Raw genomic sequence first — 24,108 nt, 5'->3', positions numbered from 1 at the left:
GTTTCACGCGTTACCCGCTCATTCCCACTCGATCGTGCCGGGCGGCTTTGACGTATAGTCATAGACCACCCGGTTGATGCCCTTCACCTCGTTCACGATCCGCGTCGCGACGGCCGAGAGGAATGCGGCGTCGAACGGATAGATGTCGGCGGTCATCCCGTCGACCGAGGTGACGGCGCGAAGCGCGCAGACGCTGTCATAGGTGCGCCCGTCGCCCATCACGCCCACCGTGCGCACCGGCAGCAGCACCGCAAAGGCCTGCCATATCGCGTCGTAAAGTCCCGCCTTGCGGATTTCCTCCAGATAGACGGCGTCGGCCTTGCGCAATATGTCGCAGCGCTCCTTGGTCACCTCACCCGGAATACGGATGGCGAGGCCGGGGCCCGGGAACGGGTGCCGTCCGACAAAGGCTTCCGGAAGGCCGAGTTCCCGCCCAAGCTCGCGCACCTCGTCCTTGAACAGTTCGCGCAGCGGCTCCACCAGCGCCATCTTCATCCGCTCCGGCAGGCCGCCGACATTGTGATGGCTCTTGATCGTCACCGACGGGCCGCCGGTGAAGCTCACGCTTTCGATCACATCCGGATAGAGCGTGCCCTGGGCGAGGAAGTCGGCCCCGCCGATCCGGCGCGCTTCCTCGTCGAACACGTCGATGAAGGTCTTGCCGATGAACTTGCGCTTGGCCTCGGGATCGGTGAGCCCCTTCAGCCCGTCCAGGAACAGCCTTTCCGCCTCCACATGGACAAGCGGGATGCCGTAATGCTCGCGGAAGAGGCTGACGACCTGCTCTGCCTCGCCAAGCCGCATCAGCCCGTGATCGACGAACACACAGGTCAGCTGGTCGCCGATCGCCTCATGGATGAGAACGGCGGCGACCGCCGAATCGACGCCGCCGGACAGGCCGCAGATGACGCGCGATTTCCCGACCTGTTCGCGAATCTCGGCGATCTTTGCGTCCCGGAACCCGGCCATCGTCCAGTCACCGGCAAGCCCGCAGACATGGCGGACGAAATTGGCGATCAGCCGCGCGCCATCCGGCGTGTGGACCACTTCGGGGTGGAACTGGACGCCGTAGAAGCGCCGGGCCTCGTCAGCCGTGGCGGCATAGGGCGCGCCTTCCGAATGGGCGATGATCCGAAAGCCATCGGGCAGCGTATCCACCCGGTCGCCATGGCTCATCCAGACCTGATGCTTTTCACCCACCTGCCAGACGCCGTCGAACAGCGCCGAATGTTCGACGACCTCGACAAACGCGCGGCCGAACTCGCGATGATCGGAGGGCGACACCCGGCCGCCCAGTTGCGCGGCCATGGTCTGCTGGCCATAGCAGATGCCGAGCACCGGGACGCCCGCCTCGAACACCCGCTGCGGCGTACGCGGGCTTTCCTCAAGCGTGACCGACGCCGGGCCGCCCGAAAGGATGACGCCCTTGGGCCGCAGCCGGTCGAGCGCCGCCTCGGCGCTGCCGAAGGGCGCGATCTCGCAATAGACCCCGGCCTCCCGCACGCGGCGCGCGATAAGCTGCGTCACCTGGCTTCCGAAATCGATGATCAGGATGCAGTCCTGCGGCTGGACGGTCATGTTGAAAGCCCCGGCAAAGTTCACGCGCGGGATAGGTCCAGCGCTTCACAGAGTCCAGTGGCTTGCCATGCGCAATTCCTGTCAGCGCCAGGCATAGCCATCCTCCAGCCAGACGCCGTCCACGCGGCCATCGCTGTAGGTGCATGTAAAACGCACGCGGTCGCGCCAGTCGTCGCGGTCATTGCGATCGCCCCAGCCACCCGAGCCGCCATATTCCACCGTCCCGCGCACCCGGACACGATCGCCGTCGGTCTCGACATCGCCGATGTCGCTGACCCGACCGATGCGCCCGGATTGCGAGGCGCGGATTTCCGCAGCGTCCGTGCACGCGCTCACCGCCGCGCTTTCCGTGTCGCCCCCGCGATTACGGTCGCCGCCGAAGATCGTGCCGTCCTTGTCGCGCGCCTTGCCCATCTCCGACGCAAGCACCGCAATGCCGCCGATGATGACTGCGCCGACGATCAGGTCGCCGAGATCGACGCCCCGGTCATGGTGCCGGTATCGCCGCGCATCGGCGGGCGATGCGACCGAGGTCGCGAGAAGCGCTGCGGTGGCGGCGCTCAACAGGGTGCGGGGCATGTGGCGCATGGCAATCGGCTCCTGCCAATTTGCGCGTAAGTCTACGCCCGATGCGCTGTCTGCGCCATGATTGAATGAGGTGCGCCGCAAAGGAAAAGGCCCGCCTTCCCTGCGGGAGACGGGCCTTATTACTTGTACGAGGGAAGATGGCTCAGGCCGCGTCTTCCAGATCGGCGTCATTATCGACCGGGCCGGAGTCCTGGCCCTTGGCCGACAGATCGCGGTCGACGAACTCGATGATCGCCATCGGCGCTGCGTCCGATGCGCGGATGCCCGCCTTGATGATCCGCAGATAGCCGCCGGGACGGTCCGAATAGCGCGGGGCCAGCACGTCGAACAGCTTCACGAGTTGGGCGTCGTCCATCAGCCGAGACATGGCGAGCCGGCGATTGGCCAGGCCGCCCTTCTTCGCCAGCGTCACGAGCTTTTCGGTATAGGGCCGAAGCTCCTTCGCCTTGGCGACGGTGGTCGTGATCTGCTCATGCTTGATGAGCGCGGCCGCCATATTGCGGAACAGTGCCGTGCGATGGCTGCTGGTGCGCTGAAGCTTACGTCCGCCGACACGATGGCGCATGGTCATTCTCCTGTTTGTTCAGGGGCCGGACAAGGTACCCCAGACCAGGCGGCGACGCGGACCGCCCAACGAAAACGTCACTCCGGCCAGCGCCGGAACCCGTGATTCCTGCCCGATCAGTATTCCTGCTCGAGCTTCTTGGCCAGTTCCTCGATGTTCTCGGGCGGCCAGCCCGGAATATCCATGCCCAGGCGCAGGCCCATGCCGGCGAGAACTTCCTTGATCTCGTTGAGCGACTTGCGGCCGAAGTTCGGCGTGCGCAGCATCTCGGCCTCGGTCTTCTGCACCAGATCGCCGATGTAGATGATGTTGTCGTTCTTCAGGCAATTGGCCGACCGGACGGACAGTTCCAACTCGTCCACCTTCTTGAGGAGATAGCGGTTGATCTGGCCGGATTCGGCCTCCGCCTCGGCCGGAGCGGCCGCAAGGCCGATCGGAGCGGAAGCGCCCTGGGCCGGTTCCTCGAAGTTGACGAAAAGCTGAAGCTGGTCCTGAAGGATGCGCGCCGCATAGGCGACCGCGTCTTCCGGGGTCACCGTGCCGTCGGTCTCCACCGTCAGCGTCAGCTTGTCGTAATCCAGTTCCTGGCCGACGCGGGTGTTCTCCACCTTGTAGGCGACCTGGCGGACCGGCGAGTAAAGCGCATCGACCGGGATCAGACCGATCGGCGCATCGGCCGGACGGTTGGACGACGCCGGGACATAGCCCTTGCCGACCTCTGCCGTCAGTTCCATGTTCAGCGTCGCGCCGTCATCCAGATGGCAGATGACGAGATCGGGGTTCATCACCTCGATGTCGCCCGTCGCGCCGATCTGGCCAGCCGTTACTTCGCCCGGCCCGGTGGCCGAAAGCTGAAGCCGCTTGGCGAAATCGCTCTCCATGCGCAGCGCGACCTGCTTCACGTTGAGGACGATGTCGGTCACATCCTCCCGGACGCCGGCGAGCGACGAAAATTCGTGAAGCACGCCCTCGATCTTGATCGAGGTGATGGATGCGCCCTGAAGCGAGGAGAGAAGCACGCGCCGCAAGGCGTTGCCCAGCGTCAGGCCAAAGCCACGCTCCAGCGGCTCGGCGATGAAGGTCGCCTTGCGCTTGCCGTCGCCGCCCTTCAGTTCAAGGCTGTTGGGCTTCTTCAGTTCCTGCCAGTTCTTCGCGTTTACTGCCACGGTGTTCCCCTAGAGATGCTTGGGAGCGCGATGCCGCGCCGCGGTTGAAGGACAACGACCGGCAAATGCCGCCGGCCGCACGCGATAGACTCAGACCCGCCGGCGCTTCGGCGGACGGACGCCGTTGTGCGGAATGGGCGTGACGTCGCGGATCGCCGTGATCGCAAGACCAACCGCCTGAAGCGCGCGAAGTGCCGATTCACGTCCGGAACCAGGCCCCTTCACTTCGACTTCCAGCGTGCGGACGCCGTGCTCCTGCGCCTTGCGACCGGCGTCTTCAGCGGCCATCTGCGCCGCATAGGGCGTCGACTTGCGGCTGCCCTTGAAACCCATTGTGCCCGCCGAAGACCAGGAAATCGCGTTGCCCTGCGCATCGGTGATGGTGATCATGGTGTTGTTGAACGTGGCGTTCACGTGCGCGACGCCCGAGGTGATGTTCTTGCGCTCGCGGCGACGAATGCGCTGAGGTTCGCGTGCCATTACAGAAAACCCTTTAAAAAGCTCGGGGCTGCCTCCCGCGGAGCAAACAGTCCCCCGGACTGCTTACTTCTTCTTGCCGGCAATCGGCTTGGCCTTGCCCTTGCGGGTGCGCGCATTGGTGTGCGTGCGCTGCCCGCGGACGGGAAGGCCCTTGCGGTGACGAAGGCCGCGATAGCAGGCCAGGTCCATGAGCCGCTTGATGTTCATCGCAACTTCGCGGCGAAGGTCGCCCTCCACGGTGAAGTCGCGGTCGATCAATTCGCGGATCTGGAGCACTTCCTGATCGGACAGGTCCTGGATGCGACGCTCTGTCGTGATGCCAAGCTGGTTCACGATGCTCTTGGCCGATGTCGAGCCAATGCCGTGAATATAAGTAAGGGCGATCTCGACGCGCTTGTTTGTCGGGATGTTCACACCCGCTATACGTGCCACAAATTACCTCCTGCTCCACGGGGCGGGTGGGCCATCACCCCATCTCAATGCGTTCACTCGTCCAACGAAACAAAACAATCCGGCAAGCGCCTTGGCGCCGCCGGAACGGTCAAACGGAATGGCGTCGTTAGACACCGCCATCCCCCCTGTCAAGCGGACCGGCCACCTGAATCGAGGATTCTTTCGATCGACCGGTTGACATCGCCGATGTCCGCCATGCCATCCACCCTGGCAACCAGACCCCGCGCTTCGTAATAAGGCAGGATCGGCGCCGTCTTGGCCCTGTATTCAGCCATTCGGGTGCGGACCGTTTCCTCATTGTCGTCGGGCCTGCGCTTGAACTCGGCCGATCCGCACACATCGCAGACGCCGGGCGCCTTCGGCAATTTGTAGCGGTCGTGATAGCCTTCCCCGCATTTGGCGCAGGAATAGCGGCCGGTGATGCGATCGACGAGCGCATCCTCGTCGACGGAAAGCTCGATCACATGGTCAAGCTTCATGCCCTTGGCCGCCAGCAGCGAATCGAGCGCCTCGGCCTGGGCCACGGTGCGCGGAAACCCGTCGAGAATGAAACCGCCAGCCACGTCGGGCTGGTCGAGCCGATCGGACAATATGCCGATGACGATCTCGTCCGACACGAGCTGCCCGGCTTCCATCACGGCCTTGGCCTTGTTCCCGACCGGAGTCCCGGCAGCCACGGCGGCGCGCAGCATGTCGCCGGTCGAGAGCTGCACCATGCCGCGCTCGGCAACCAGCCGTGTGGCCTGCGTGCCCTTACCCGCGCCAGGCGGCCCCAGAAGAATGATGTTCAACGGCGTCCTCCCCGCAAGCGGGCCTTCTTGATGAGCCCTTCATATTGGTGCGCCAGCAGATGGCTCTGGATCTGGGTAACGGTGTCGATCGTGACGTTCACCACGATCAGCAGGCTGGTGCCGCCCAGATAGAATGGCACCGCGAGCCTTGAAATCAGGAACTCAGGAAGAAGGCAGATCAGCGTCAGATAGGCGGCGCCCACCACCGTGATGCGGGTGAGGACGAAATCGAGATATTCCGCCGTGCGCTGGCCCGGCCGGATGCCAGGAATGAATCCGCCGTACTTCTTCAGATTGTCGGCCGTCTCCTCGGGATTGAAGATCACCGCCGTATAGAAGAAGCAGAAGAAGATGATGCCGAACGCATAGAGCGCCATGTAGAGCGGCGAGCCATGCTGAAGCGCGGTGGTCACCGCGATCATCGTGTCGCCCCAGGCGCTTTCGCCCGCAGCGCGCTGGCCGGAGAATTGCGCCACCGTCAACGGCATCAGCAGCAGCGAGGAGGCGAAGATCGGCGGTATGACGCCTGCGGTGTTGATCTTCAGCGGCAGGTGCGAGCTGTCGCCCTGCATCATGCCCTGGGCCGTCTGGCGCTTGGGATATTGGATCAGGATCTTCCGCTGCGCGCGCTCCATGAAACAGATGAACGCGATGAGGCCCAGCGCGACGACGATGATTCCGATGATGATCAGCGGCGACATCGCCCCGGTGCGGCCCTGCTCGAACAGGCTGATGATCGCCGTCGGCAGATGCGCGACGATACCCGCCATGATGATCAGAGAAATGCCGTTGCCGATACCCCGGCTGGTGATCTGCTCGCCAAGCCACATCAGGAACATGGTGCCGCCGACCAGCGTCGTCACGCACGAGATGCGGAACACCAGGCCCGGGTCGATGACGGCCGACGCGCCCTGGCCCGCGCCCCAACCCTCCAGCCCTACGGCGATTCCATAGCCCTGGAAGGCGCAGAGGAACACGGTGCCGTAGCGCGTATATTGATTGAGCTTCTTGCGGCCGCTCTCGCCTTCCTTCTTCAGCGCGCCCAGCGTCGGGCTGAGCGAGGTCGCAAGCTGAATGACGATGGAGGCGGTGATATAGGGCATCACGCCAAGCGCGATCACCGACATACGCTCCAGCGCGCCGCCGGAGAACATGTTGAAGAAGTCCAGCACGCCGCCCTGGGTGCGCTGGAAAAGATTGCTCATCGCAACCGGATCGATACCCGGCAGCGGCACATAGGACAGCAGGCGGAAGATGATCAGCGCGCCAAGGGTGAACCAGATGCGCTTCTTGAGTTCTGTCGCCTTCGAAAAGGACGAAAGGCTGAGGTTGGCGGCCAGTTGTTCGGCTGCGGATGCCATATCCGTCTAATTCCCTTCGCGGCGATGCCGCTGCTGCCGGCCGTGGATGGGCACGGGGCCTGCCCGCGCCCTTCCGGCCGTTCAGGCTTCGGCCGACTCGGCCTTTGCCTTCACCGTGGATTCCACCGCGCCACCCAGTTTCTCGACGGCTTCGCGCGCCGCCTTTGAAGCTCCGGCGACCTTGAAGCTGAGCTTGGTCTTCAGTTCGCCCTTGGCGAGCAGACGGACGCCGTCTTTGCCGCCACGAGCGAGCCCCGCCGCCTTCAGCGCGGCGTGATCGACCACGGCCTTTGCGTCGAGCTTTCCGGCATCGAGCACCTTCTGAATCGCGCCAAGGTTCACCTCGGCGTAATCCTTGGCGAAGATGTTGTTGAAGCCGCGCTTCGGGATCCGCATGTGGAGCGGCATCTGGCCGCCCTCGAAGCCGTTCACCGATACGCCGGAGCGGCTCTTCTGGCCCTTCTGGCCACGGCCGCCGGTCTTGCCCAGGCCCGAGCCGATGCCACGTCCGACACGGACGCGACCCTTGCGGGCGCCCGGATTGTCACGAATTTCGTTCAGTTTCATATCTTCGCACTCGCTTTCGCTGTGTTCGCGCGACCGCACGCAAGCATGCGGACCTGATGACGAAGCGCTTGCCCCAGGATCATTCCCGGATCAAGCGCGACGTTAGCCTTGAGGCACGGGGCTCAGGCCTCAACCTTCACCATATGCTGGACCTTGCGGATCATGCCGCGCACGTCGGGCGTGTCCTCAAGTTCCACCGTGCGGTGCATCTTGTTGAGCCCGAGACCGATCAGGGTCGCGCGCTGGTCCTTGGTGCGGCGGATCGGAGATCCGGTCTGGGTTAGCTTGATCTTCGCCATCGTCTTACTCCGCCACCGCCTCGGCCTCGGCCGTGGCGGCACGCTCCGAGACATCGCCCCGGCGCTGGAGCAGATCGGCGATCTTCTTGCCGCGACGCTGCGCGACCGATTTCGGCGATGTCTGCTCACCCAGCGCCGCAAAGGTCGCCCGGATCATGTTGTAGGGATTGTTCGTGCCGACCGACTTGGTCACCACATCGGCGACGCCCAGGCTTTCGAACACGGCGCGCATCGGGCCGCCAGCGATGATCCCTGTCCCCTGCGGAGCCGAGCGCACATAGACGCGGCCCGCGCCGAAATGCCCTGCGCCATCATGGTGCAGCGTCCGGCCCTCGCGCAGCGGAATGCGGACCATCGCCTTCTTGGCCGATGCGGTCGCCTTGGAGATGGCTTCCGGCACTTCGCGCGCCTTGCCGTGGCCGAAGCCGACCCGGCCCTTGCCGTCGCCGACCACCACAAGCGCCGCAAAGCCGAAGCGCTTGCCGCCCTTCACCGTCTTGGACACACGGTTGATGTGGACGAGCTTTTCGATCAGCTCTTCGCCCTGGTCCTCGTCGCGGTTGCCACGGCGATCGTCACGGCGGCCACGGCCGTCGCGATTACCGCCGCGATTGTCGCGCCCGCGGCCACGACCGCCACGCCCGCGACGCTCGCCCTCGGGAGCTGCGACAGCTTCCGCTGCGGGGGTCTGGGTCTGGTTTTCGTTTTCGTCAGCCATTTAGAATTCCAATCCGCCTTCGCGTGCCGCTTCCGCCAACGCCTTGACGCGCCCGTGAAACAGGAAGCCGCCACGGTCGAACACGACCCGGCCCACGCCCGCCGCCTTGGCGCGCTCCGCCAGGCGCTTGCCCACATCCGCAGCAGCCGCAGAGGTTGCTCCGGCCGTGCCGCGCACGCCCTTTTCCAGGGTCGAGGCGGCCGCCAGCGTGCGGCCGGCGGCATCGTCGATGATCTGGGCATAGATGTGCTGGCTCGAGCGATGCACCGACAGGCGCGGCCGCGTGCCGGCTTTCGCCCGGAGCGCCGTGCGGTTCCGCCGCCGGCGCTTTTCGAACAGAGAAAGTCCCTTGGCCATTACTTCTTCTTCCCTTCCTTGCGGAAGATGAACTCGCCGCGATATTTGATGCCCTTGCCCTTATAGGGCTCCGGCTTCCGCCAGCGGCGGATTTCCGCCGCCACCTGGCCGACCTGCTGCTTGTCGTTGCCCGAAACTTCGACCGTGGTCTGATCCGGCGTCTTGATCGTGATGCCCTCGGGCACATCGAAATTGACGTCGTGGCTGTAGCCAAGCTGCAACTTCAGCGTCTTGCCCTGCGCCGTGGCGCGATAGCCGACGCCGGTGATCTCCAGAACCTTGGTGAAACCGTCGGTGACGCCGGTCACCAGGTTCTGCACCATGGTGCGCTGCATGCCCCAGAAAGCGCGGGCGCGCTTGCTGTCATTGGCGGGCTGCACCGAAATGGCGCCGTCCTGGACATCATATGCGATGTCGTCGACCACCGGCATGCTGAGCGTGCCCTTGGGCCCCTTCACCGACAGCGTGCCGTCGGCGATCGAGGCCGTCACACCCGACGGGACGGAGATCGGCTTCTTTCCGATACGTGACATGGGTGCGGGCTCCTTAGAATACTTCTGCCAGCACCTCGCCGCCGACGTTCTGGGTCCGCGCTTCCGCGTCGGACAGAACGCCCTTTGGCGTCGAGACGATGGTGATGCCCAGGCCATTGCGAACGCGCGGAAGCTCCTGCGCGCCGGAATAGACGCGGCGACCCGGCTTCGACACGCGCGCGACGTGCTGGATCGCCGGCTGGCCCTCGAAATACTTCAGCTCGATGCGAATGCCCTTCATGGGGCCCATCGCTTCTTCGGAATAGCCGCGGATATAGCCCTCGCGCTGCAGCACGTCGAGAACGCGCTGACGCAGCTTGGAAGCCGGCGAGAGGACACTGTCCTTGCGCGCCTGCTGGCCGTTGCGGATGCGGGTGAGCATATCACCCAGGGGATCGGTGACCGCCATCTGGGGATCTCCTTACCAGCTCGACTTCGTAACACCGGGGATCAGGCCGTGATTGGCCAGTTCCCGCAGCATCACGCGGCAGAGTTGAAACTTACGATAATAAGCGCGGGGCCGTCCGGTCACCGCGCAACGGTTGCGGACCCGGGTGGGGTTCGCATTGCGCGGAAGCTCCGCCTGCTTCAGACGTGCGATGAGCCGTTCGGACTCATCCCTGGTCTCGTCCTCGGCAACGGCCTTCAGCTTTGCGTATTTGTTCGCATACTTCTTGACCAGCCGCTTGCGCCGCTCGTTCTTGTTGATCGAACTCAGTTTCGCCATGACTTAAGTTCTTCCCTATCCCGGCCTCAGGCCGCCTGCTTCTGATCGCCGGCTTCGCCGGTGAACGGCAGACCGAACAGGCGAAGAAGCGCGCGCGCCTCCTCGTCGGTCTTAGCCGTGGTTCCAATGATGATGTCCATGCCGCGGACCTTCTCGATCCGGTCATAGTTGATTTCGGGGAACACGATCTGTTCCTTCAATCCCATCGCGTAATTGCCGCGTCCGTCGAACGACTTCGGGTTCACGCCGCGGAAGTCGCGAACGCGCGGCAGCGCAATCGTGACCAGACGGTCGAGAAACTCGTACATCCGCTCGCGGCGAAGCGTCACCTTGCAGCCGATCGGCATGCCTTCGCGCAGCTTGAAGCTGGCGACCGACTTCTTGGCCCGGGTGATGACCGGCTTCTGGCCCGCGATCGCCATCATTTCCGAAGCGGCTGTATCCACCCGCTTCTTGTCCTGGGTCGCCTCGCCGACGCCCATGTTGATGACGATCTTGTCGAGCCGGGGCACCGCCATCGTATTTGCGTAGCCGAATTGCTCGATAAGTGCCCGGCGGATCTCGTCGTCATAGACCTTCTTCAGCCGGGGCGTGTATTTTTCAGCCATCGATGCGCTCCCCTGAGCGAGTGGCGATGCGGACCTTCTTGCCGTCCACCATCTTGAACGATACGCGCGAGGGCTTGCCGGTCTTCGGGTCCTGGATCGCGACCTTGCAAACCGCGATCGGAGCTTCCGACCGTTCCAGCCCGCCCTGCGGATTGACCTGCGTCGGCTTCTTGTGGCGGGTCACGACGTTCACGCCGGACACCACGACCTTGCCGATCGCGGGCAGCGCCTTCACGACTTCGCCGTGCCGGCCCTTGTCCTTGCCGCTGAGGACGACGACCTTGTCGCCTTTCTTGATCTTCAGTGCCGACATGTCAAAGCACCTCCGGCGCCAGGCTGATGATCTTCATGTGGTTGCGAGCGCGCAGTTCGCGGACCACCGGGCCGAAGATACGGGTGCCGATCGGCTCCTCGTTCTTGTTGATCAGCACGGCGGCGTTGGAATCGAACCGGATCACCGAGCCGTCGGGACGGCGGATGTCCTTCGCGGTCCGCACGACGACGGCGCGATGCACATCGCCCTTCTTCACGCGGCCGCGCGGCGCGGCTTCCTTCACCGACACCACGATGATGTCGCCCACACCCGCGGTGCGGCGCTTTGAACCGCCCAGCACCTTGATGCACTGCACCCTCTTCGCGCCGCTGTTGTCGGCGACCTCGAGGTTCGTCTGCATCTGGATCATTGTCTTGGATCCTTCTTACCAGAACGACCGTGTCAGGCCGCGGGAGCCGACGCATCCGCGCCGACCTTGCCCACGACTTTCCACGTCTTCAGCTTTGAAATCGGAGCGCACTCTTCAATGCGCACCGTCTCGCCCTCGCGAAACGCATTGGCTTCGTCATGGGCGTGATACTTCTTCGAACGCTTGATGATCTTGCCGTAGACCGGGTGCGCGACCCGGCGTTCGACGAGAACCACCACCGTCTTGTCGGTCTTGTCGGAAACGACTGTTCCGGTCAGAACGCGCTTGGGCATGTGCTCCTCCTCAAGCCTGGGCCTGGGCGGCGCGCGCCCGTTCGTTTTGCAGCGTCTTGATCTGCGCGATGGAGCGGCGGACCTCACGGATGCGGCTCGGCTTTTCAAGCTGGTTGGTCGCAGCCTGGAAACGCAGGTTGAACTGCTCGCGCTTCAGATCGGCAAGCTGCGTCTGCAGCTCGTCGTCGCTTTTCACCTTGAGATCGGCGATCTTTGCCATGGTTTCCACGCTCCTCAGTGCGCTTCACCAAGGCGGACGACCACCTTGGTCCGGATCGGCAGCTTGGCGGCCGCGCGCTCGAAAGCGCCCTTGGCCACGTCATGCGCGACACCGTCGAGTTCAAACAGGATGCGGCCGGGCTTCACCCGCGCAACCCAGAATTCCGGCGAGCCCTTGCCCGAGCCCATGCGGACTTCGGCGGGCTTCGACGAGACGGGCACATCGGGGAAGATGCGGATCCACAAACGACCCTGCCGCTTGATGTGACGGGTGATCGCACGGCGCGCGGCCTCGATCTGCCGGGCGGTGATCCGCTCCGGCTCCATCGCCTTCAGCCCCACAGAACCGAAGTTCAGCGCGGTGCCGCCCTTGGCGTCGCCGTGGATACGCCCCTTATGGGCCTTGCGAAACTTGGTACGTTTCGGTTGCAGCATTTTCTATCGCCTTCTGACAGGGAGAGCCCTCGATCAGGCGACGCTGATATGGTCGGAAAAGACCTTATCGCGCCGGCCGGACCCCCGACGTCTGTGCTTCCACCATGAGCTTGTCCTGCGCCATCGGATCATGGCCCAGAATTTCGCCCTTGAAGATCCAAACCTTGATCCCGCAGACGCCATAGGCGGTGTGGGCTTCAGCTTCGGCATAGTCGACGTTCGCGCGCAGCGTGTGCAGCGGCACACGGCCTTCGCGATACCATTCGGTCCGCGCGATCTCTGCGCCGCCAAGACGGCCGGCGCAGGTGATCCGGATACCCTCCGCGCCGAGACGCAGGGCCGATTGGACCGCCCGCTTCATCGCGCGGCGGAAGGCCACGCGGCGTTCCAGCTGATCGGCGATCGACTGGGCGACGAGCTTCGAATCGACTTCCGGCTTGCGGATTTCGACGATGTTGAGACTTACGTCCGAGCTGGTCATCGAAGACAGCTTGCGGCGCAGCTTTTCGATATCCGCGCCCTTCTTGCCGATGATCACGCCGGGGCGCGCGGCATAGACGGACACCCGGCACAGCTTGGCCGGACGTTCGATCACCACCCTGGAGATCGCAGCCTGCGGCAGCGTCTTCATGATGTACTTGCGGATGTTCAGGTCTTCCAGCAGCAGACGGCCATAGTCATCGCCCTCGGCGTACCAGCGGCTGTCCCACGTCCGGTTGATCTGCAGGCGAAGCCCGATCGGATTGGTTTTCTGGCCCATGGCTTACTCCCCTGCCTCGTCGGCGGCTTCGCGCACGACGACCCGGATGCGGCTGAACGGCTTGACGATCCGGCTGGAGCGACCGCGCGCCCGCGTGACGAAACGCTTCATCACGATCGACTTGCCGACGCTCGCTTCCTTCACGACCAGCGCGTCGACGTCCAGATTGTGGTTGTTCTCGGCGTTGGCGATGGCGGACGCCAGCACCTTGCGCACGTCAACCGCCATGGCCTTCTTCGAGAAGGTCAGGATGTTGAGCGCGTCGCCCGCCTTCTTGCCGCGGATGAGCCCGGCAACCAGGTTGAGCTTGTAGGGGCTTCCACGGACGGTGGTCGCCACCGCCAATGCTTCCTTTTCGCCGACGCGGCGGGGGGCTGCAGGCTTCGACATCAGCGCTTGCCCTTCTTGTCAGCGGCGTGGCCGGGGAAGGTGCGCGTCGGCGCGAACTCGCCCAGCTTATGGCCGACCATGTCCTCATTGACGAGGACGGGGATGAACTTGCGGCCGTTGTAGACGTTGAACGTCAACCCAACGAACTGCGGCAGGATCGTCGACCGGCGCGACCAGGTCTTGATCGGTGCGCGGCCACCTGCGTCCTGTGCGGTCTCGGCCTTCTTCAGAAGGCTGAGTTCGACGAACGGACCTTTCCAGACGGAGCGGGCCATCGATTACCTCTTCTTTTTCGCGTGACGCGAACGGATGATCATCTTGTCCGTCGCCTTGTTGCTGCGCGTCTTGGCGCCTTTGGTCGGCTTGCCCCACGGCGTGACCGGGTGACGGCCGCCCGATGTCCGGCCTTCACCGCCGCCGTGCGGGTGGTCGACCGGGTTCTTGGCGACGCCGCGGGTGAGCGGGCGCTTGCCCAGCCAGCGGTTGCGGCCGGCCTTCGCAAGATTCTGGTTCGAGTTGTCCGGGTTGGACACGGCGCCAACCGTCGCCATGCAATCCGCACGGACATAGCGCTGCTCGCCCGAGGTAAGGCGGACGATCACCATGCCGCGATCACGGCCGGCAACCTGCACATAAGTGCCGGCGGCGCGGGCGATCTGACCCCCCTTGCCGGGCTTCAGCTCGACATTGTGGACGATGGTGCCGACCGGAACCTGCCCAATCTCCATCGCGTTGCCCGGCTTCACGTCCACCTTCTTGCCCGCGACGATCTGATCGCCGGCGGCGACGCGCTGCGGAGCAAGAATATAGGCGACCTCCCCGTCCTCATACTTCACCAGCGCGATGAAGGCAGAACGGTTGGGGTCATATTCCAGGCGCTCGACAGTCGCCGGAACGTCCCACTTGCGCCGCTTGAAATCGACGATCCGGTAACGCTGCTTGTGACCGCCGCCGATGCCGCGCGCAGTGGCGTGGCCCATGTTGTTGCGGCCGCCGCTGCGGTGCTTTCCTTCGGTAAGCGCCTTGACCGGCTTGCCCTTCCACAGGCTGGACCGGTCGATAAGCACCAGGCCGCGCTGGGCGGGGCTCGTCGGGTTATATTGCTTCAGTGCCATTTTTCTCGAGTCCTGCCGATCAGATACCGGTGGTCACATCGATGGACTGGCCTTCGGCCAGCGTCACGATCGCCTTCTTCATGTCGGAACGCTGATAGGGCTTGCCCTTCCAGCGCTTTGTCTTGCCCTTCACCACCAGGGTGTTCACGCCCTTTACGGTGACGTTGAACAGGGCTTCGACCGCCGCCTTGATCTGCGGCTTGGTTGCATCGCCCGCCACCTTGAAGACCACGGCGTTGTGCTCGGAGAGCATCGTCGTCTTTTCGGTGATCATCGGCGCCAGCACCACATCATAGTGCGACAGATCGACGGCCGCCTGCTTTGCCTTAGCCATTGAACCGCGCCTCCAGCTTTTCAACCGCAGCGCGGGTCAGCACCAGCGTGTCGTGGTTGAGGATGTCATACACGTTCGCGCCAATCGCAGGCAGGACATTGACCGCCTTCAGATTGGCCGAAGCGAGGCGGAAGTTCGCGTCAACCGCATCGCCGTCGATGAACAGCGCGGTCTTGCCGAAACCCAGCTTGCCGAGTTGGCCCTGAAGCGCCTTGGTCTTGGCGTCCTTCAGTTCCAGCGAGTCGAGCACGATCAGCTTGCCGTCCTTCGCCTTTGCCGACAGGGCGTTCTTCAGGCCCAGAACGCGCACCTTCTTGTTGAGCGATTGCTCGAACGTGCGGGCCCGGGGGCCGTGCGCCTTGCCGCCGCCGACGAAGATCGGCGCGCGACGATCGCCGTGACGGGCGGTGCCGCCACCCTTCTGGCGACCGAACTTCTTGCCGGTGCGGGCGACGTCCGACCGTTCGCGCGCGGCGCGGGCCGGAGCACGGCGATTTGCGAGCTGCCAGTTGACGACGCGGAACAGAATGTCGGCGCGCGGCTCAAGACCGAAAATCTCGTCGTTGAGCTCGATGTCGCCGGCGGCCTTTGCGTCGAGCGTCTGAACCTTCAGTTTCATGGCGCTCAAGCCTCCGTGCTGTCGGTAGCTTCGGCGACGGGCTCGACAGGAGCCTCCTCGACCGGAGCGGCGTTGTTGTTGGCGGCGGCCTTCAGCCCCGCGGGATATGGCGCACCATCGGGCTGGGGCAGCTTCACCGCATCGCGGACGAGAAGCCATGCACCCTTGTGACCGGGGACCGATCCCTTGACGAAGATCAGGCCGCGCTCGGCGTCGGTGCCGACGATTTCCAGATTCTGCTGCGTGCGCTGACGGTCGCCCATGTGGCCGGCCATCTTCTTGTTCTTGAAGACCTTGCCCGGATCCTGACGATTACCCGTCGAACCGTGCGAGCGGTGCGAGACGGACACGCCGTGGGTCGCGCGCAGACCGCCGAAGTTCCAGCGCTTCATCGCGCCCGCAAAGCCCTTGCCCTGGGTGTTGCCGGTGATGTCGACATACTGACCAGCGACAAAGTGATCGGCCGAAAGCTCGGTTCCGACGTCGAGCAGCGCATCCTCGGACACACGGAACTCCACGACGCGCGCCTTCGGCTCCACTTCGGCTTTCGCGAAATGGCCGCGCTCGGGCTTCGAAATATTCTTCGCCTTGGCCGTACCAGCGCCCAGCTGCACCGCGACATAACCATCGCGATCCGCCGTCTTCTGCGCCACAACCTGGCAACCTTCCAACGCCAATACCGTTACGGGCACGTGCCGGCCGTCATCCTTGAACAGCCGGGTCATTCCCATCTTCTTGGCGATCACGCCTGTGCGCATGATCAACTACTCCCATCAGAGGCCCCCGAGGGGGCGTGAAGCCGGCCCAATCAGGCCAGCTTGATTTCCACATCCACGCCAGCGGCGAGGTCCAGCTTCATCAGCGCGTCCACCGTCTGCGGCGTCGGCTGAACAATATCCAGAAGGCGCTTGTAGGTGCGCACTTCAAACTGCTCGCGCGACTTCTTGTCGACGTGCGGCGAGCGATTGACGGTGAACTTCTCGATCCGTGTCGGCAGAGGAATCGGCCCCCGGATAAGCGCACCGGTGCGCTTGGCGGTATCGGCGATTTCCCCCGTGGCCTGATCCAGCACTCGGTGATCGAATGCCTTCAGGCGAATTCGTATATTCTGCGTTTCCATCGTCGCTACCGTCAGTCGAAAGAGCCAACCCCAAAGGGGCAATCAAAACAGGACCGCCCGATTCCCTTGCGCGAGAATCGGGCGGTCGGCAGTCGCTATATTACTTAATGATCTGCGCCACAACCCCTGCGCCGACCGTACGTCCACCTTCGCGAATAGCGAAGCGCAGACCCTGGTCCATGGCGATCGGGGCGATGAGCTTCACACCCAGCGCGACATTGTCGCCGGGCATGACCATCTCGGTGCCTTCCGGCAGAGTCACTTCACCGGTCACGTCCGTCGTGCGGAAATAGAACTGCGGACGATAGTTGGCGAAGAACGGCGTGTGGCGGCCGCCTTCGTCCTTCGACAGGACGTAGACCTCGGCCTTGAACTCGGTGTGCGGGGTGATCGAACCGGGCTTCGCCAGAACCTGGCCACGCTCAACGTCTTCACGACCGACACCGCGAAGCAGCGCGCCGATGTTGTCGCCCGCCTGGCCCTGGTCCAGCAGCTTGCGGAACATTTCGACGCCGGTCACGACCGTCTTGCGGGTATCGTTGATGCCGACGATCTCGACTTCCTCGCCCACCTTCACGATTCCGGTCTCGACGCGGCCGGTCACAACGGTGCCGCGACCCGAGATCGAGAACACGTCTTCGATCGGCATCAGGAACGGCTTGTCCAGCGGACGCTCCGGCTGCGGAATCCAGCTGTCGACCGCAGCCATCAGCTCGAGAACCGCCTTCTTGCCGATCTCGTCGTCGCTGCCGTCAAGCGCCTTCACGGCCGAACCCTTGATGACCGGAATGTTGTCGCCGTCGAATTCATACTTCGACAGCAGCTCGCGGATCTCCAGCTCGACCAGCTCGAGGATCTCGGCGTCGTCGACCAGATCGACCTTGTTCATGAACACGACGAGCTGCGGCACGCCAACCTGGCGGGCCAGCAGGATGTGCTCGCGGGTCTGCGGCATCGGGCCGTCGGTGGCGGACACGACGAGGATCGCGCCGTCCATCTGCGCCGCGCCGGTGATCATGTTCTTCACATAGTCGGCGTGGCCGGGGCAGTCGACGTGCGCATAGTGACGCTCGGCCGTCTCGTATTCGACGTGCGCGGTCGAAATCGTGATACCGCGCTCGCGCTCTTCGGGAGCCTTGTCGATATTGGCATAGTCGACGAACGTCGCGCCGCCGGTCTCAGCCAGCACCTTGGTGATGGCCGCGGTCAGCGAGGTCTTGCCATGATCGACGTGACCGATGGTGCCGATGTTGCAGTGCGGCTTGTTCCGCTCAAACTTAGCTTTCGCCATTTTCCCTAACCCTCGTCTTTCTGTCGCCGTTCAATCCTAGGCGAGTTTCGCCTTAACTTCCTCGGCGACATTCGCCGGGACTTCCTCATAGTGCGAGAACTGCATGGAGTACTGCGCACGCCCTTGTGTGAACGAGCGGAGCTGGTTCACATAACCGAACATGTTCGCCAGCGGAACCATCGCCTCGACCACCTGGGCATTACCGCGCGAGTCGGTGCCCTGAATCTGGCCCCGCCGCGAATTGAGATCGCCGATCACATCCCCCAGATAATCCTCGGGCGTGACCACCTCGACCTTCATCACCGGCTCAAGCAGCTTGATACCGGACTTCTGGGCGGCCTCGCGCATCGCGCCCCGGCCGGTGATCTCGAACGCAAGCGCCGAAGAGTCAACGTCATGATAAGCGCCGTCGGTCAGCGTCGCGGTGAAATCGATGATCGGGAAGCCGATCAGCGAGCCCGTCGCGGCCACTTCGCGAATGCCCTTTTCCACCGACGGGATATATTCGCGCGGCACGTTGCCGCCCTTCACCTCGTCGACGAACTGGACGCCCGAGCCGCGCTCGCCCGGCTCGACGGTGATCTTGACCCGCCCGAACTGGCCGGAACCGCCCGACTGCTTCTTGTGCGTATAGTCGACGTCGACCTTCTTCGCGAGGCTTTCGCGATAGGCCACCTGCGGCGCGCCCACGTTCGCCTCGACCTTGAACTCGCGCTTCATGCGGTCGACGAGGATTTCCAGGTGAAGTTCACCCATGCCCTTGATGATCGTCTGACCGCTTTCATGGTCGGTCGTCACGCGGAAGCTGGGATCTTCCTGCGCCAGGCGATTGAGCGCGATGCCCATCTTCTCCTGATCGGCCTTGGTCTTGGGTTCGACCGCCACCTCGATCACCGGCTCCGGGAACTCCATGCGTTCAAGGATGACGGGCTTGCTCGGACCGCACAGCGTATCGCCGGTGGTCGTTTCCTTCAGGCCCACCAGCGCGACGATGTCACCCGCATAGGCTTCCTTGATGTCTTCGCGGTTGTTCGCATGCATCAGCAGCATGCGGCCGATCTTCTCGCGCTTGTCCTTCACCGAGTTCAGCACGGTCGACGCGCTTTCGAGCTTGCCCGAATAGATGCGCGCGAACGTCAGCGTGCCGACAAACGGATCGGTCATGATCTTGAACGCCAGCGCCGAGAACGGCTCATTGTCGTCGGCCTTGCGCGTCTCTTCCGTTCCATCGGGCGTGATGCCCTGGACCGGCGGAATGTCGAGCGGGCTCGGCAGATAATCGACAACGGCGTCGAGCAGAGGCTGGACGCCCTTGTTCTTGAAGGCCGAACCGCACAGCACCGGCACGAAGGCGAAGTTGAGCGTGCCCTTGCGGATCAGGCGCTTCAGCGTCGCGACGTCAGGCTCCTGGCCTTCGAGATAGGCCTCCATCGCCTCGTCGTCCTGCTCGACGGCGGTTTCGATCAGCTCGCTGCGGGCGGTGGCGGCGGCATCCTTCATGTCGTCGGGAATGTCGCGATATTCGAACTTCGCGCCGAGCGATTCCTCAAGCCAGATGATCGCGCGGTTTTCGACCAGATCGACCAGCCCCTTGAAATCGCTTTCAATGCCGATCGGCAGGAACAGCACCAGCGGACGCGCGCCCAGCCGGTCCCTGATCATCTCCACGCAGCGCTCGAAATTGGCGCCGGTGCGATCAAGCTTGTTGACGAAGCACATGCGGGGCACGCGGTACTTGTCCGCCTGACGCCACACCGTTTCCGACTGCGGCTCCACGCCGGCGACGCCGTCGAAACAGGCGACCGCGCCGTCCAGTACGCGCAGCGAACGCTCCACCTCGATGGTGAAATCCACGTGGCCGGGCGTGTCGATGATGTTGATGCGGTGATCGTTCCAGAAGCACGTCGTGGCGGCCGACGTGATCGTGATGCCCCGCTCCTGCTCCTGCTCCATCCAGTCCATGGTCGCGGTGCCCTCATGGACCTCGCCGATCTTGTAGGACTTGCCGGTGTAATAGAGGATGCGCTCGGTCGTGGTCGTCTTACCGGCATCGATGTGCGCCATGATGCCGATATTGCGATATGTCTCGAGCGGATGGCTGCGGGCCATGACGATGAACTCCTGTGCCGGTCTTACCAGCGGTAATGCGAGAAGGCGCGGTTGGCTTCCGCCATGCGATGCGTGTCTTCGCGCTTCTTGACGGCGTTGCCGCGATTATTGGCTGCATCCATCAGCTCACCCGAAAGACGGGCGGCCATGGTATTCTCCGAGCGGTTGCGCGCAGCGCCTATCAGCCAGCGGATGGCAAGCGCCTGGGCGCGGTCCGGGCGGACCTCGACCGGCACCTGATAGGTCGCACCACCGACGCGGCGGCTGCGGACCTCGATGCCCGGCTTAACATTGTTGAGCGCCTCGTGGAACACCTGGATCGGCTCGCGCTTGGCGCGGGCTTCGACGGTATCCAGAGCGCCATAGACGATGTTCTCGGCAACGGCTTTCTTTCCGTCGACCATGACGGAATTCATGAACTTTGAAAGCACCTGATCCCCGAACTTCGGATCGGGCAGGATTTCACGCTTTTCAGGGCGACGACGACGGGCCATCTGATCTCTTCCTTACTTCGGACGCTTGGCGCCGTATTTCGAACGGCTCTGCTTACGGTCCTTGACGCCCTGGGTATCCAGAACGCCGCGCAGGATGTGGTAGCGGACGCCGGGCAAGTCGCGAACACGGCCGCCGCGAATCAGCACCACCGAGTGCTCCTGAAGGTTGTGGCCTTCACCGGGGATGTAGCTGATCACTTCACGCTGGTTGGTCAGCCGCACCTTGGCGACCTTCCTGAGCGCCGAGTTCGGCTTTTTCGGGGTCGTCGTATAGACGCGGGTGCACACACCCCGCTTTTGCGGGTTGGCTTCCATCGCCGGCACCTTCGAGCGTGCCTTCTGTGGATCACGACCCTTGCGGATCAACTGGTTAATCGTCGGCATGAAGCCCTTCACCTGTTCAAGTTACTTTACCGAGTGCCCGTCCGCGCCAAAACGCAAAAACCCCGGCGGCCTACCGGCCCCCCAGGCCATCACACGCAATCAGCAATGTTCAAGCTCAAAAAACCCGTTCAAGGACAGCGTCTAGGATGTTCTCCTACCACCAGCCCACGAGTGGCGGCGGCTATACCCCCCGACTCCGTGCAGGTCAACGGGCTTTCTTGCAGCCGTCCGGGCGTCAGAGCGCCCCGTGGCAGTGCTTGTACTTGCGCCCCGAGCCGCAGGGGCAGGGCGCGTTGCGGCTGACGCTGTTCGCCCAGGCCGCGATTTCCTCTTCGGTGAAGTCGCCCGGCGGCGCGATCTGGAGCGGCGGCATGCGCGTCGTCACCAGTCCCAGCGTCCCTGCATCGATATCGCGGCTGTTGTCCTCGCCGGTGAGCGGGTCGAAATGCGTGGTGATGAACTCCGGCGGCGGCGGCGCGGGCGGTGCCTCCTGGAACTGGACGTTGCACAACACGCGGGTCACATCCTCACGGATGGCGACCAGCATCCGCTCGAACAGGGCGAAGGCTTCCTGCTTGTATTCGTTGATCGGCGTCTTCTGCGCATAGGCGCGCAGGTGGATGACCTGCCGAAGCGCGTCCAGCGTCGCCAGATGCTCCTTCCAGTGATGGTCCAGCGACTGGAGCAGGACGCTCTTTTCGATCTGCACCCAGCTTTCGGCCGGGATGTTCGCGGCCTTGTCGGCCATGCTCGCTTCCGCCGCCGCGCTGATCCGCTCGTTGAGCATTTCCGGATCGACCGCCTGCTCCTTGACCCACTCATCCACCGGCAGGTCGAGCCCCAGCGTGCCGAGCACCCGTTCCTTCAACCCCTCGACATTCCATTGTTCGGGATAGGAATTGGGCGGGCAGGCATCGGCGACCAAGGTGTTGATCGTCTCCGCCCGCATGTCGACGACGACATCGCCGACCGTCTCTGAGTCCATGATGTCGGCGCGCTGCTCGTAAACCACCTTGCGCTGGTCGTTCATGACGTTGTCATATTCGACGACCTGCTTGCGGATATCGTAGTTCCGCGCCTCCACCTTCTTCTGCGCCGTTTCGATCGCCTTGGTGATCCACGGGCTGACCACCGCCTCGCCATCGGGAAGCTGGCTGTTCATCATGCGCGCGAACAGCGTCTGCTGTCCGAAGATGCGAAGCAGGTCGTCGTCCAGCGACAGGTAGAAGCGGCTGAGGCCGGGGTCGCCCTGACGGCCGGACCGGCCGCGGAGCTGGTTGTCGATGCGGCGGCTTTCGTGCCGCTCGGTGCCGAGCACGAACAGGCCGCCCGCGGCCTTCACCTCCTCGCGCTCCGTCTCGACCTCGGCCTTGATTCGTGCTTCGGCCGCGTCACGCTCCGGCCCTTCGGGCATGTCCTTCAGTTCGTCGAGGATGCGGAACTCGATATTGCCGCCAAGCTGGATGTCGGTGCCGCGCCCGGCCATGTTGGTCGCGATCGTGACCCCGCCCTTGCGGCCCGCCTGGGCGACGATATGCGCTTCCCGCTCGTGATAACGGGCGTTCAGCACGGTATGCTCGACGTTGCGCGCGGTGAGGAACTCGGACAGAAGTTCCGACTTCTCGATGGAAACGGTGCCCACCAGCACCGGCTGGCCGCGCTCGCGCGCTTCCTGCACGGCGGTGGCGATGGCCGCGAACTTGTCGTTCTGGTTCTTGTAGAACTCGTCGTCCTCGTCGATGCGTTGCACCGGCAGGTTCGTGGGAATGGTGACGACGTTGAGCTTGTAGATGTCGAAGAACTCGGCCGCCTCGGTGATGGCCGTTCCGGTCATGCCGCCGATCTTCGGATACATGCGGAAATAGTTCTGGAAGGTGACCGAGGCCAGCGTCTGGTTCTCCGGCTGGATCTCGACCTCTTCCTTGGCCTCCACCGCCTGGTGCAGGCCATCGGACCAGCGACGCCCGTCCATCATCCGGCCGGTGAACTCGTCGATGATGATCACCTTGCCCTGCTTGACGATATAATCGATGTCGCGCTTGAAGATGATGTTGGCCTTCAGCGCCTGGTTCAGGTGGTGGACGACCTGGGTGTTCTCATAGTCGTAGAGGTTGGCGCCTTCCAGCAGGCCGGCCGCTTCCAGCGCCCGCTCGACCACCTCGGTCCCGTCCTCGGTCAGCACCACCGACTTCTGCTTCTCGTCCACCTCATAGGTGTCCTTCGGCAGCGTCCTCACGATCGCGTTGACCGACTTGTAAAGCTCCGACTTGTCTTCGGTCGGGCCGGAAATGATGAGCGGGGTCCGCGCCTCGTCGATCAGGATGGAATCCACCTCGTCGATGATCGCATAGGCGAACGGCCGCTGGACCATCTGCTCGCGCTCGTACTTCATGTTGTCGCGCAGATAGTCGAAGCCGAACTCGTTGTTGGTGCCATAGGTGATGTCGGACCAATAGGCGTCGCGGCGCTGCTGATCGGTGAGATTGGGCACGATCACGCCAACCGTCAGGCCGAGGAAGCGATAGATGCGGCCCATCCATTCGGAGTCGCGCGTCGCCAGATAATCGTTGACCGTGACGACATGCACGCCCTTGCCCGACAGCGCGTTCAGATAGGTGGCGAGCGTGGCCACCAGCGTCTTGCCCTCGCCGGTGCGCATCTCGGCGATCTCGCCCCGGTGCAGCACGACGCCGCCGATCAGCTGCACGTCATAATGGCGCTGGCCAAGCACGCGCTTTGCAGCCTCGCGCACGGTCGCAAAGGCTTCGGGCAGAATGTCGTCCAGCGTCTCGCCTTCTGCCAGCCTTGCCTTCAAAAGCTGCGTCTGGTTCTGCAGCTCCTCGTCGCCCATCGCCTCGAACTGCGGTTCCAGCGCATTGATCTTCGCGACCAGGGGCCGCATCGATTTGACGTAGCGATCGTTGGAAGATCCGAAAATAGCCTTGGCGATGGCGCCGAACATGCGCTTTCCTGTCTTTGCGATATCAGCCGGATGGCCGCACCCGGATAGGGTCAGCTTCCCCGCCCGGAAACGGCCGGGATGTAAGGACGCTGCAGGGCCAAGTCAATTG

General features: G+C 63.7%; 34 protein-coding genes. All 34 read right to left on the bottom strand.

The features are described 5' to 3' along the window. Positions 1–18: 18 nt before the first annotated feature. A complete protein-coding gene (guaA, locus tag BSL82_RS17070; protein ID WP_072598434.1) occupies positions 19–1,578 on the bottom strand; it encodes a glutamine-hydrolyzing GMP synthase in 1,560 nt (519 codons plus the stop codon). Between the two features lie 81 nt (positions 1,579–1,659). Further along, the gene (locus BSL82_RS17065; RefSeq protein WP_072598433.1) at positions 1,660–2,166 is read right to left on the bottom strand and encodes a hypothetical protein; all 507 of its coding nucleotides are present in this window, start codon (positions 2,164–2,166) and stop codon (positions 1,660–1,662) included. A 142-nt stretch (positions 2,167–2,308) separates the two neighbouring features. Beyond that, complete coding sequence (gene rplQ, locus BSL82_RS17060) at positions 2,309–2,731, bottom strand: 50S ribosomal protein L17 (RefSeq protein ID WP_072598432.1); 423 nt, start codon at positions 2,729–2,731, stop codon at positions 2,309–2,311. Positions 2,732–2,847: 116 nt separating this feature from the next. Then, positions 2,848–3,897: a DNA-directed RNA polymerase subunit alpha gene (locus BSL82_RS17055; RefSeq protein WP_072598431.1), complete on the bottom strand. Its 1,050-nt coding sequence runs from the start codon at positions 3,895–3,897 to the stop codon at positions 2,848–2,850. A gap of 90 nt (positions 3,898–3,987) precedes the next feature. Beyond that, the gene (gene rpsK / locus BSL82_RS17050; RefSeq protein ID WP_072598430.1) at positions 3,988–4,377 is read right to left on the bottom strand and encodes a 30S ribosomal protein S11; all 390 of its coding nucleotides are present in this window, start codon (positions 4,375–4,377) and stop codon (positions 3,988–3,990) included. 63 nt (positions 4,378–4,440) lie between these two features. Further along, positions 4,441–4,809, bottom strand: a complete 369-nt coding sequence (gene rpsM / locus BSL82_RS17045; RefSeq protein WP_072598429.1) for a 30S ribosomal protein S13 — start codon at positions 4,807–4,809, stop codon at positions 4,441–4,443. A 149-nt stretch (positions 4,810–4,958) separates the two neighbouring features. Beyond that, positions 4,959–5,621 carry an adenylate kinase gene (locus BSL82_RS17040; protein WP_072598428.1) on the bottom strand — a complete coding sequence of 221 codons (663 nt, stop codon included), beginning with the start codon at positions 5,619–5,621 and terminating at the stop codon, positions 4,959–4,961. After that, positions 5,618–6,982 carry a preprotein translocase subunit SecY gene (gene secY / locus BSL82_RS17035; RefSeq protein WP_072598427.1) on the bottom strand — a complete coding sequence of 455 codons (1,365 nt, stop codon included), beginning with the start codon at positions 6,980–6,982 and terminating at the stop codon, positions 5,618–5,620. The genes BSL82_RS17040 and secY overlap by 4 nt, the downstream gene beginning before the upstream one ends. 81 nt (positions 6,983–7,063) lie before the next feature. Then, entirely contained in the window at positions 7,064–7,549 is a 486-nt protein-coding gene (gene rplO, locus BSL82_RS17030) for a 50S ribosomal protein L15 (RefSeq protein ID WP_072598870.1), read from the bottom strand. A 122-nt stretch (positions 7,550–7,671) separates the two neighbouring features. Further along, positions 7,672–7,848 carry a 50S ribosomal protein L30 gene (gene rpmD / locus BSL82_RS17025; RefSeq protein WP_072598426.1) on the bottom strand — a complete coding sequence of 59 codons (177 nt, stop codon included), beginning with the start codon at positions 7,846–7,848 and terminating at the stop codon, positions 7,672–7,674. Positions 7,849–7,852: 4 nt separating this feature from the next. After that, positions 7,853–8,566, bottom strand: a complete 714-nt coding sequence (gene rpsE, locus BSL82_RS17020) for a 30S ribosomal protein S5 (RefSeq protein ID WP_072598425.1) — start codon at positions 8,564–8,566, stop codon at positions 7,853–7,855. Continuing rightward, entirely contained in the window at positions 8,567–8,923 is a 357-nt protein-coding gene (gene rplR / locus BSL82_RS17015) for a 50S ribosomal protein L18 (RefSeq protein WP_072598424.1), read from the bottom strand. Continuing rightward, positions 8,923–9,456 (bottom strand): 50S ribosomal protein L6, encoded by a 534-nt coding sequence (rplF, locus tag BSL82_RS17010; RefSeq protein ID WP_072598423.1) that lies wholly within the window; start codon positions 9,454–9,456, stop codon positions 8,923–8,925. Before rplF ends, rplR begins: the two co-directional genes overlap by 1 nt. A gap of 13 nt (positions 9,457–9,469) precedes the next feature. Beyond that, positions 9,470–9,865: a 30S ribosomal protein S8 gene (gene rpsH, locus BSL82_RS17005; RefSeq protein WP_072598422.1), complete on the bottom strand. Its 396-nt coding sequence runs from the start codon at positions 9,863–9,865 to the stop codon at positions 9,470–9,472. Between the two features lie 12 nt (positions 9,866–9,877). Continuing rightward, positions 9,878–10,183 carry a 30S ribosomal protein S14 gene (gene rpsN, locus BSL82_RS17000; RefSeq protein ID WP_072598421.1) on the bottom strand — a complete coding sequence of 102 codons (306 nt, stop codon included), beginning with the start codon at positions 10,181–10,183 and terminating at the stop codon, positions 9,878–9,880. Positions 10,184–10,209: 26 nt separating this feature from the next. Next, positions 10,210–10,791 carry a 50S ribosomal protein L5 gene (gene rplE, locus BSL82_RS16995; RefSeq protein ID WP_072598420.1) on the bottom strand — a complete coding sequence of 194 codons (582 nt, stop codon included), beginning with the start codon at positions 10,789–10,791 and terminating at the stop codon, positions 10,210–10,212. Further along, the gene (gene rplX, locus BSL82_RS16990; protein WP_072598419.1) at positions 10,784–11,104 is read right to left on the bottom strand and encodes a 50S ribosomal protein L24; all 321 of its coding nucleotides are present in this window, start codon (positions 11,102–11,104) and stop codon (positions 10,784–10,786) included. The genes rplE and rplX overlap by 8 nt, the downstream gene beginning before the upstream one ends. A gap of 1 nt (position 11,105) precedes the next feature. Next, positions 11,106–11,474, bottom strand: coding sequence for a 50S ribosomal protein L14 (gene rplN / locus BSL82_RS16985; RefSeq protein ID WP_072598418.1), 369 nt, complete (start codon positions 11,472–11,474; stop codon positions 11,106–11,108). 32 nt (positions 11,475–11,506) lie between these two features. Continuing rightward, positions 11,507–11,767, bottom strand: coding sequence for a 30S ribosomal protein S17 (rpsQ, locus tag BSL82_RS16980; RefSeq protein ID WP_072598417.1), 261 nt, complete (start codon positions 11,765–11,767; stop codon positions 11,507–11,509). Between the two features lie 10 nt (positions 11,768–11,777). Further along, complete coding sequence (gene rpmC / locus BSL82_RS16975; protein ID WP_072598416.1) at positions 11,778–11,987, bottom strand: 50S ribosomal protein L29; 210 nt, start codon at positions 11,985–11,987, stop codon at positions 11,778–11,780. Positions 11,988–12,001: 14 nt separating this feature from the next. Further along, complete coding sequence (gene rplP, locus BSL82_RS16970) at positions 12,002–12,421, bottom strand: 50S ribosomal protein L16 (protein WP_072598415.1); 420 nt, start codon at positions 12,419–12,421, stop codon at positions 12,002–12,004. 64 nt (positions 12,422–12,485) lie between these two features. Next, the gene (rpsC, locus tag BSL82_RS16965; RefSeq protein ID WP_072598414.1) at positions 12,486–13,181 is read right to left on the bottom strand and encodes a 30S ribosomal protein S3; all 696 of its coding nucleotides are present in this window, start codon (positions 13,179–13,181) and stop codon (positions 12,486–12,488) included. A 3-nt stretch (positions 13,182–13,184) separates the two neighbouring features. Further along, a complete protein-coding gene (gene rplV / locus BSL82_RS16960) occupies positions 13,185–13,571 on the bottom strand; it encodes a 50S ribosomal protein L22 (protein ID WP_072598413.1) in 387 nt (128 codons plus the stop codon). Continuing rightward, positions 13,571–13,846, bottom strand: a complete 276-nt coding sequence (rpsS, locus tag BSL82_RS16955) for a 30S ribosomal protein S19 (RefSeq protein ID WP_072598412.1) — start codon at positions 13,844–13,846, stop codon at positions 13,571–13,573. The genes rplV and rpsS overlap by 1 nt, the downstream gene beginning before the upstream one ends. Positions 13,847–13,849: 3 nt before the next feature. Continuing rightward, positions 13,850–14,686 (bottom strand): 50S ribosomal protein L2, encoded by an 837-nt coding sequence (rplB, locus tag BSL82_RS16950; protein ID WP_072598411.1) that lies wholly within the window; start codon positions 14,684–14,686, stop codon positions 13,850–13,852. Between the two features lie 19 nt (positions 14,687–14,705). Further along, positions 14,706–15,020 (bottom strand): 50S ribosomal protein L23, encoded by a 315-nt coding sequence (locus BSL82_RS16945; RefSeq protein WP_072598410.1) that lies wholly within the window; start codon positions 15,018–15,020, stop codon positions 14,706–14,708. Next, complete coding sequence (gene rplD, locus BSL82_RS16940) at positions 15,013–15,639, bottom strand: 50S ribosomal protein L4 (protein ID WP_072598409.1); 627 nt, start codon at positions 15,637–15,639, stop codon at positions 15,013–15,015. Before rplD ends, BSL82_RS16945 begins: the two co-directional genes overlap by 8 nt. Before the next feature lie 5 nt (positions 15,640–15,644). Then, positions 15,645–16,397 carry a 50S ribosomal protein L3 gene (rplC, locus tag BSL82_RS16935; protein WP_072598408.1) on the bottom strand — a complete coding sequence of 251 codons (753 nt, stop codon included), beginning with the start codon at positions 16,395–16,397 and terminating at the stop codon, positions 15,645–15,647. 50 nt (positions 16,398–16,447) lie between these two features. After that, positions 16,448–16,759, bottom strand: coding sequence for a 30S ribosomal protein S10 (gene rpsJ, locus BSL82_RS16930; protein WP_072598407.1), 312 nt, complete (start codon positions 16,757–16,759; stop codon positions 16,448–16,450). A 100-nt stretch (positions 16,760–16,859) separates the two neighbouring features. Then, positions 16,860–18,050 carry an elongation factor Tu gene (gene tuf / locus BSL82_RS16925; protein ID WP_072598406.1) on the bottom strand — a complete coding sequence of 397 codons (1,191 nt, stop codon included), beginning with the start codon at positions 18,048–18,050 and terminating at the stop codon, positions 16,860–16,862. A gap of 36 nt (positions 18,051–18,086) precedes the next feature. Beyond that, on the bottom strand, positions 18,087–20,159 hold the full coding sequence (fusA, locus tag BSL82_RS16920) for an elongation factor G (RefSeq protein ID WP_072598405.1): 2,073 nt from the start codon (positions 20,157–20,159) through the stop codon (positions 18,087–18,089). A gap of 23 nt (positions 20,160–20,182) precedes the next feature. Further along, positions 20,183–20,653, bottom strand: coding sequence for a 30S ribosomal protein S7 (gene rpsG / locus BSL82_RS16915; RefSeq protein ID WP_072598404.1), 471 nt, complete (start codon positions 20,651–20,653; stop codon positions 20,183–20,185). Positions 20,654–20,665: 12 nt separating this feature from the next. Continuing rightward, positions 20,666–21,037: a 30S ribosomal protein S12 gene (gene rpsL, locus BSL82_RS16910; RefSeq protein ID WP_072598869.1), complete on the bottom strand. Its 372-nt coding sequence runs from the start codon at positions 21,035–21,037 to the stop codon at positions 20,666–20,668. A gap of 235 nt (positions 21,038–21,272) precedes the next feature. Further along, a complete protein-coding gene (gene secA / locus BSL82_RS16905; protein ID WP_072598403.1) occupies positions 21,273–23,999 on the bottom strand; it encodes a preprotein translocase subunit SecA in 2,727 nt (908 codons plus the stop codon). Positions 24,000–24,108 lie beyond the last annotated feature (109 nt).

This window comes from Tardibacter chloracetimidivorans (assembly GCF_001890385.1).
Taxonomy (GTDB): Bacteria; Pseudomonadota; Alphaproteobacteria; order Sphingomonadales; family Sphingomonadaceae; genus Tardibacter; species Tardibacter chloracetimidivorans.
Note: the sequence above shows the minus strand (reverse complement) of the source record. Positions and strands in the feature narration are given on the sequence as shown.

Excerpts from the sequence above, each read along its gene's own strand:
- guaA (WP_072598434.1), bottom strand. The coding sequence starts at position 1,578 with ATGACCGTCCAGCCGCAGGACTGCATCCTGATCATCGATTTCGGAAGC.
- BSL82_RS17065 (WP_072598433.1), bottom strand. The coding sequence starts at position 2,166 with ATGCGCCACATGCCCCGCACCCTGTTGAGCGCCGCCACCGCAGCGCTT.
- rplQ (WP_072598432.1), bottom strand. The coding sequence starts at position 2,731 with ATGCGCCATCGTGTCGGCGGACGTAAGCTTCAGCGCACCAGCAGCCAT.
- rpsK (WP_072598430.1), bottom strand. The coding sequence starts at position 4,377 with ATGGCACGCGAACCTCAGCGCATTCGTCGCCGCGAGCGCAAGAACATC.
- secY (WP_072598427.1), bottom strand. The coding sequence starts at position 6,982 with ATGGCATCCGCAGCCGAACAACTGGCCGCCAACCTCAGCCTTTCGTCC.
- rplO (WP_072598870.1), bottom strand. The coding sequence starts at position 7,549 with ATGAAACTGAACGAAATTCGTGACAATCCGGGCGCCCGCAAGGGTCGC.
- rpmD (WP_072598426.1), bottom strand. The coding sequence starts at position 7,848 with ATGGCGAAGATCAAGCTAACCCAGACCGGATCTCCGATCCGCCGCACC.
- rpsE (WP_072598425.1), bottom strand. The coding sequence starts at position 8,566 with ATGGCTGACGAAAACGAAAACCAGACCCAGACCCCCGCAGCGGAAGCT.
- rplR (WP_072598424.1), bottom strand. The coding sequence starts at position 8,923 with ATGGCCAAGGGACTTTCTCTGTTCGAAAAGCGCCGGCGGCGGAACCGC.
- rplF (WP_072598423.1), bottom strand. The coding sequence starts at position 9,456 with ATGTCACGTATCGGAAAGAAGCCGATCTCCGTCCCGTCGGGTGTGACG.
- rpsH (WP_072598422.1), bottom strand. The coding sequence starts at position 9,865 with ATGGCGGTCACCGATCCCCTGGGTGATATGCTCACCCGCATCCGCAAC.
- rpsN (WP_072598421.1), bottom strand. The coding sequence starts at position 10,183 with ATGGCGAAACTGAGTTCGATCAACAAGAACGAGCGGCGCAAGCGGCTG.
- rplE (WP_072598420.1), bottom strand. The coding sequence starts at position 10,791 with ATGGCTGAAAAATACACGCCCCGGCTGAAGAAGGTCTATGACGACGAG.
- rplX (WP_072598419.1), bottom strand. The coding sequence starts at position 11,104 with ATGTCGGCACTGAAGATCAAGAAAGGCGACAAGGTCGTCGTCCTCAGC.
- rplN (WP_072598418.1), bottom strand. The coding sequence starts at position 11,474 with ATGATCCAGATGCAGACGAACCTCGAGGTCGCCGACAACAGCGGCGCG.
- rpsQ (WP_072598417.1), bottom strand. The coding sequence starts at position 11,767 with ATGCCCAAGCGCGTTCTGACCGGAACAGTCGTTTCCGACAAGACCGAC.
- rpmC (WP_072598416.1), bottom strand. The coding sequence starts at position 11,987 with ATGGCAAAGATCGCCGATCTCAAGGTGAAAAGCGACGACGAGCTGCAG.
- rplP (WP_072598415.1), bottom strand. The coding sequence starts at position 12,421 with ATGCTGCAACCGAAACGTACCAAGTTTCGCAAGGCCCATAAGGGGCGT.
- rpsC (WP_072598414.1), bottom strand. The coding sequence starts at position 13,181 with ATGGGCCAGAAAACCAATCCGATCGGGCTTCGCCTGCAGATCAACCGG.
- rplV (WP_072598413.1), bottom strand. The coding sequence starts at position 13,571 with ATGTCGAAGCCTGCAGCCCCCCGCCGCGTCGGCGAAAAGGAAGCATTG.
- rpsS (WP_072598412.1), bottom strand. The coding sequence starts at position 13,846 with ATGGCCCGCTCCGTCTGGAAAGGTCCGTTCGTCGAACTCAGCCTTCTG.
- rplB (WP_072598411.1), bottom strand. The coding sequence starts at position 14,686 with ATGGCACTGAAGCAATATAACCCGACGAGCCCCGCCCAGCGCGGCCTG.
- BSL82_RS16945 (WP_072598410.1), bottom strand. The coding sequence starts at position 15,020 with ATGGCTAAGGCAAAGCAGGCGGCCGTCGATCTGTCGCACTATGATGTG.
- rplD (WP_072598409.1), bottom strand. The coding sequence starts at position 15,639 with ATGAAACTGAAGGTTCAGACGCTCGACGCAAAGGCCGCCGGCGACATC.
- rplC (WP_072598408.1), bottom strand. The coding sequence starts at position 16,397 with ATGCGCACAGGCGTGATCGCCAAGAAGATGGGAATGACCCGGCTGTTC.
- rpsJ (WP_072598407.1), bottom strand. The coding sequence starts at position 16,759 with ATGGAAACGCAGAATATACGAATTCGCCTGAAGGCATTCGATCACCGA.
- tuf (WP_072598406.1), bottom strand. The coding sequence starts at position 18,050 with ATGGCGAAAGCTAAGTTTGAGCGGAACAAGCCGCACTGCAACATCGGC.
- fusA (WP_072598405.1), bottom strand. The coding sequence starts at position 20,159 with ATGGCCCGCAGCCATCCGCTCGAGACATATCGCAATATCGGCATCATG.
- rpsG (WP_072598404.1), bottom strand. The coding sequence starts at position 20,653 with ATGGCCCGTCGTCGTCGCCCTGAAAAGCGTGAAATCCTGCCCGATCCG.
- rpsL (WP_072598869.1), bottom strand. The coding sequence starts at position 21,037 with ATGCCGACGATTAACCAGTTGATCCGCAAGGGTCGTGATCCACAGAAG.
- secA (WP_072598403.1), bottom strand. The coding sequence starts at position 23,999 with ATGTTCGGCGCCATCGCCAAGGCTATTTTCGGATCTTCCAACGATCGC.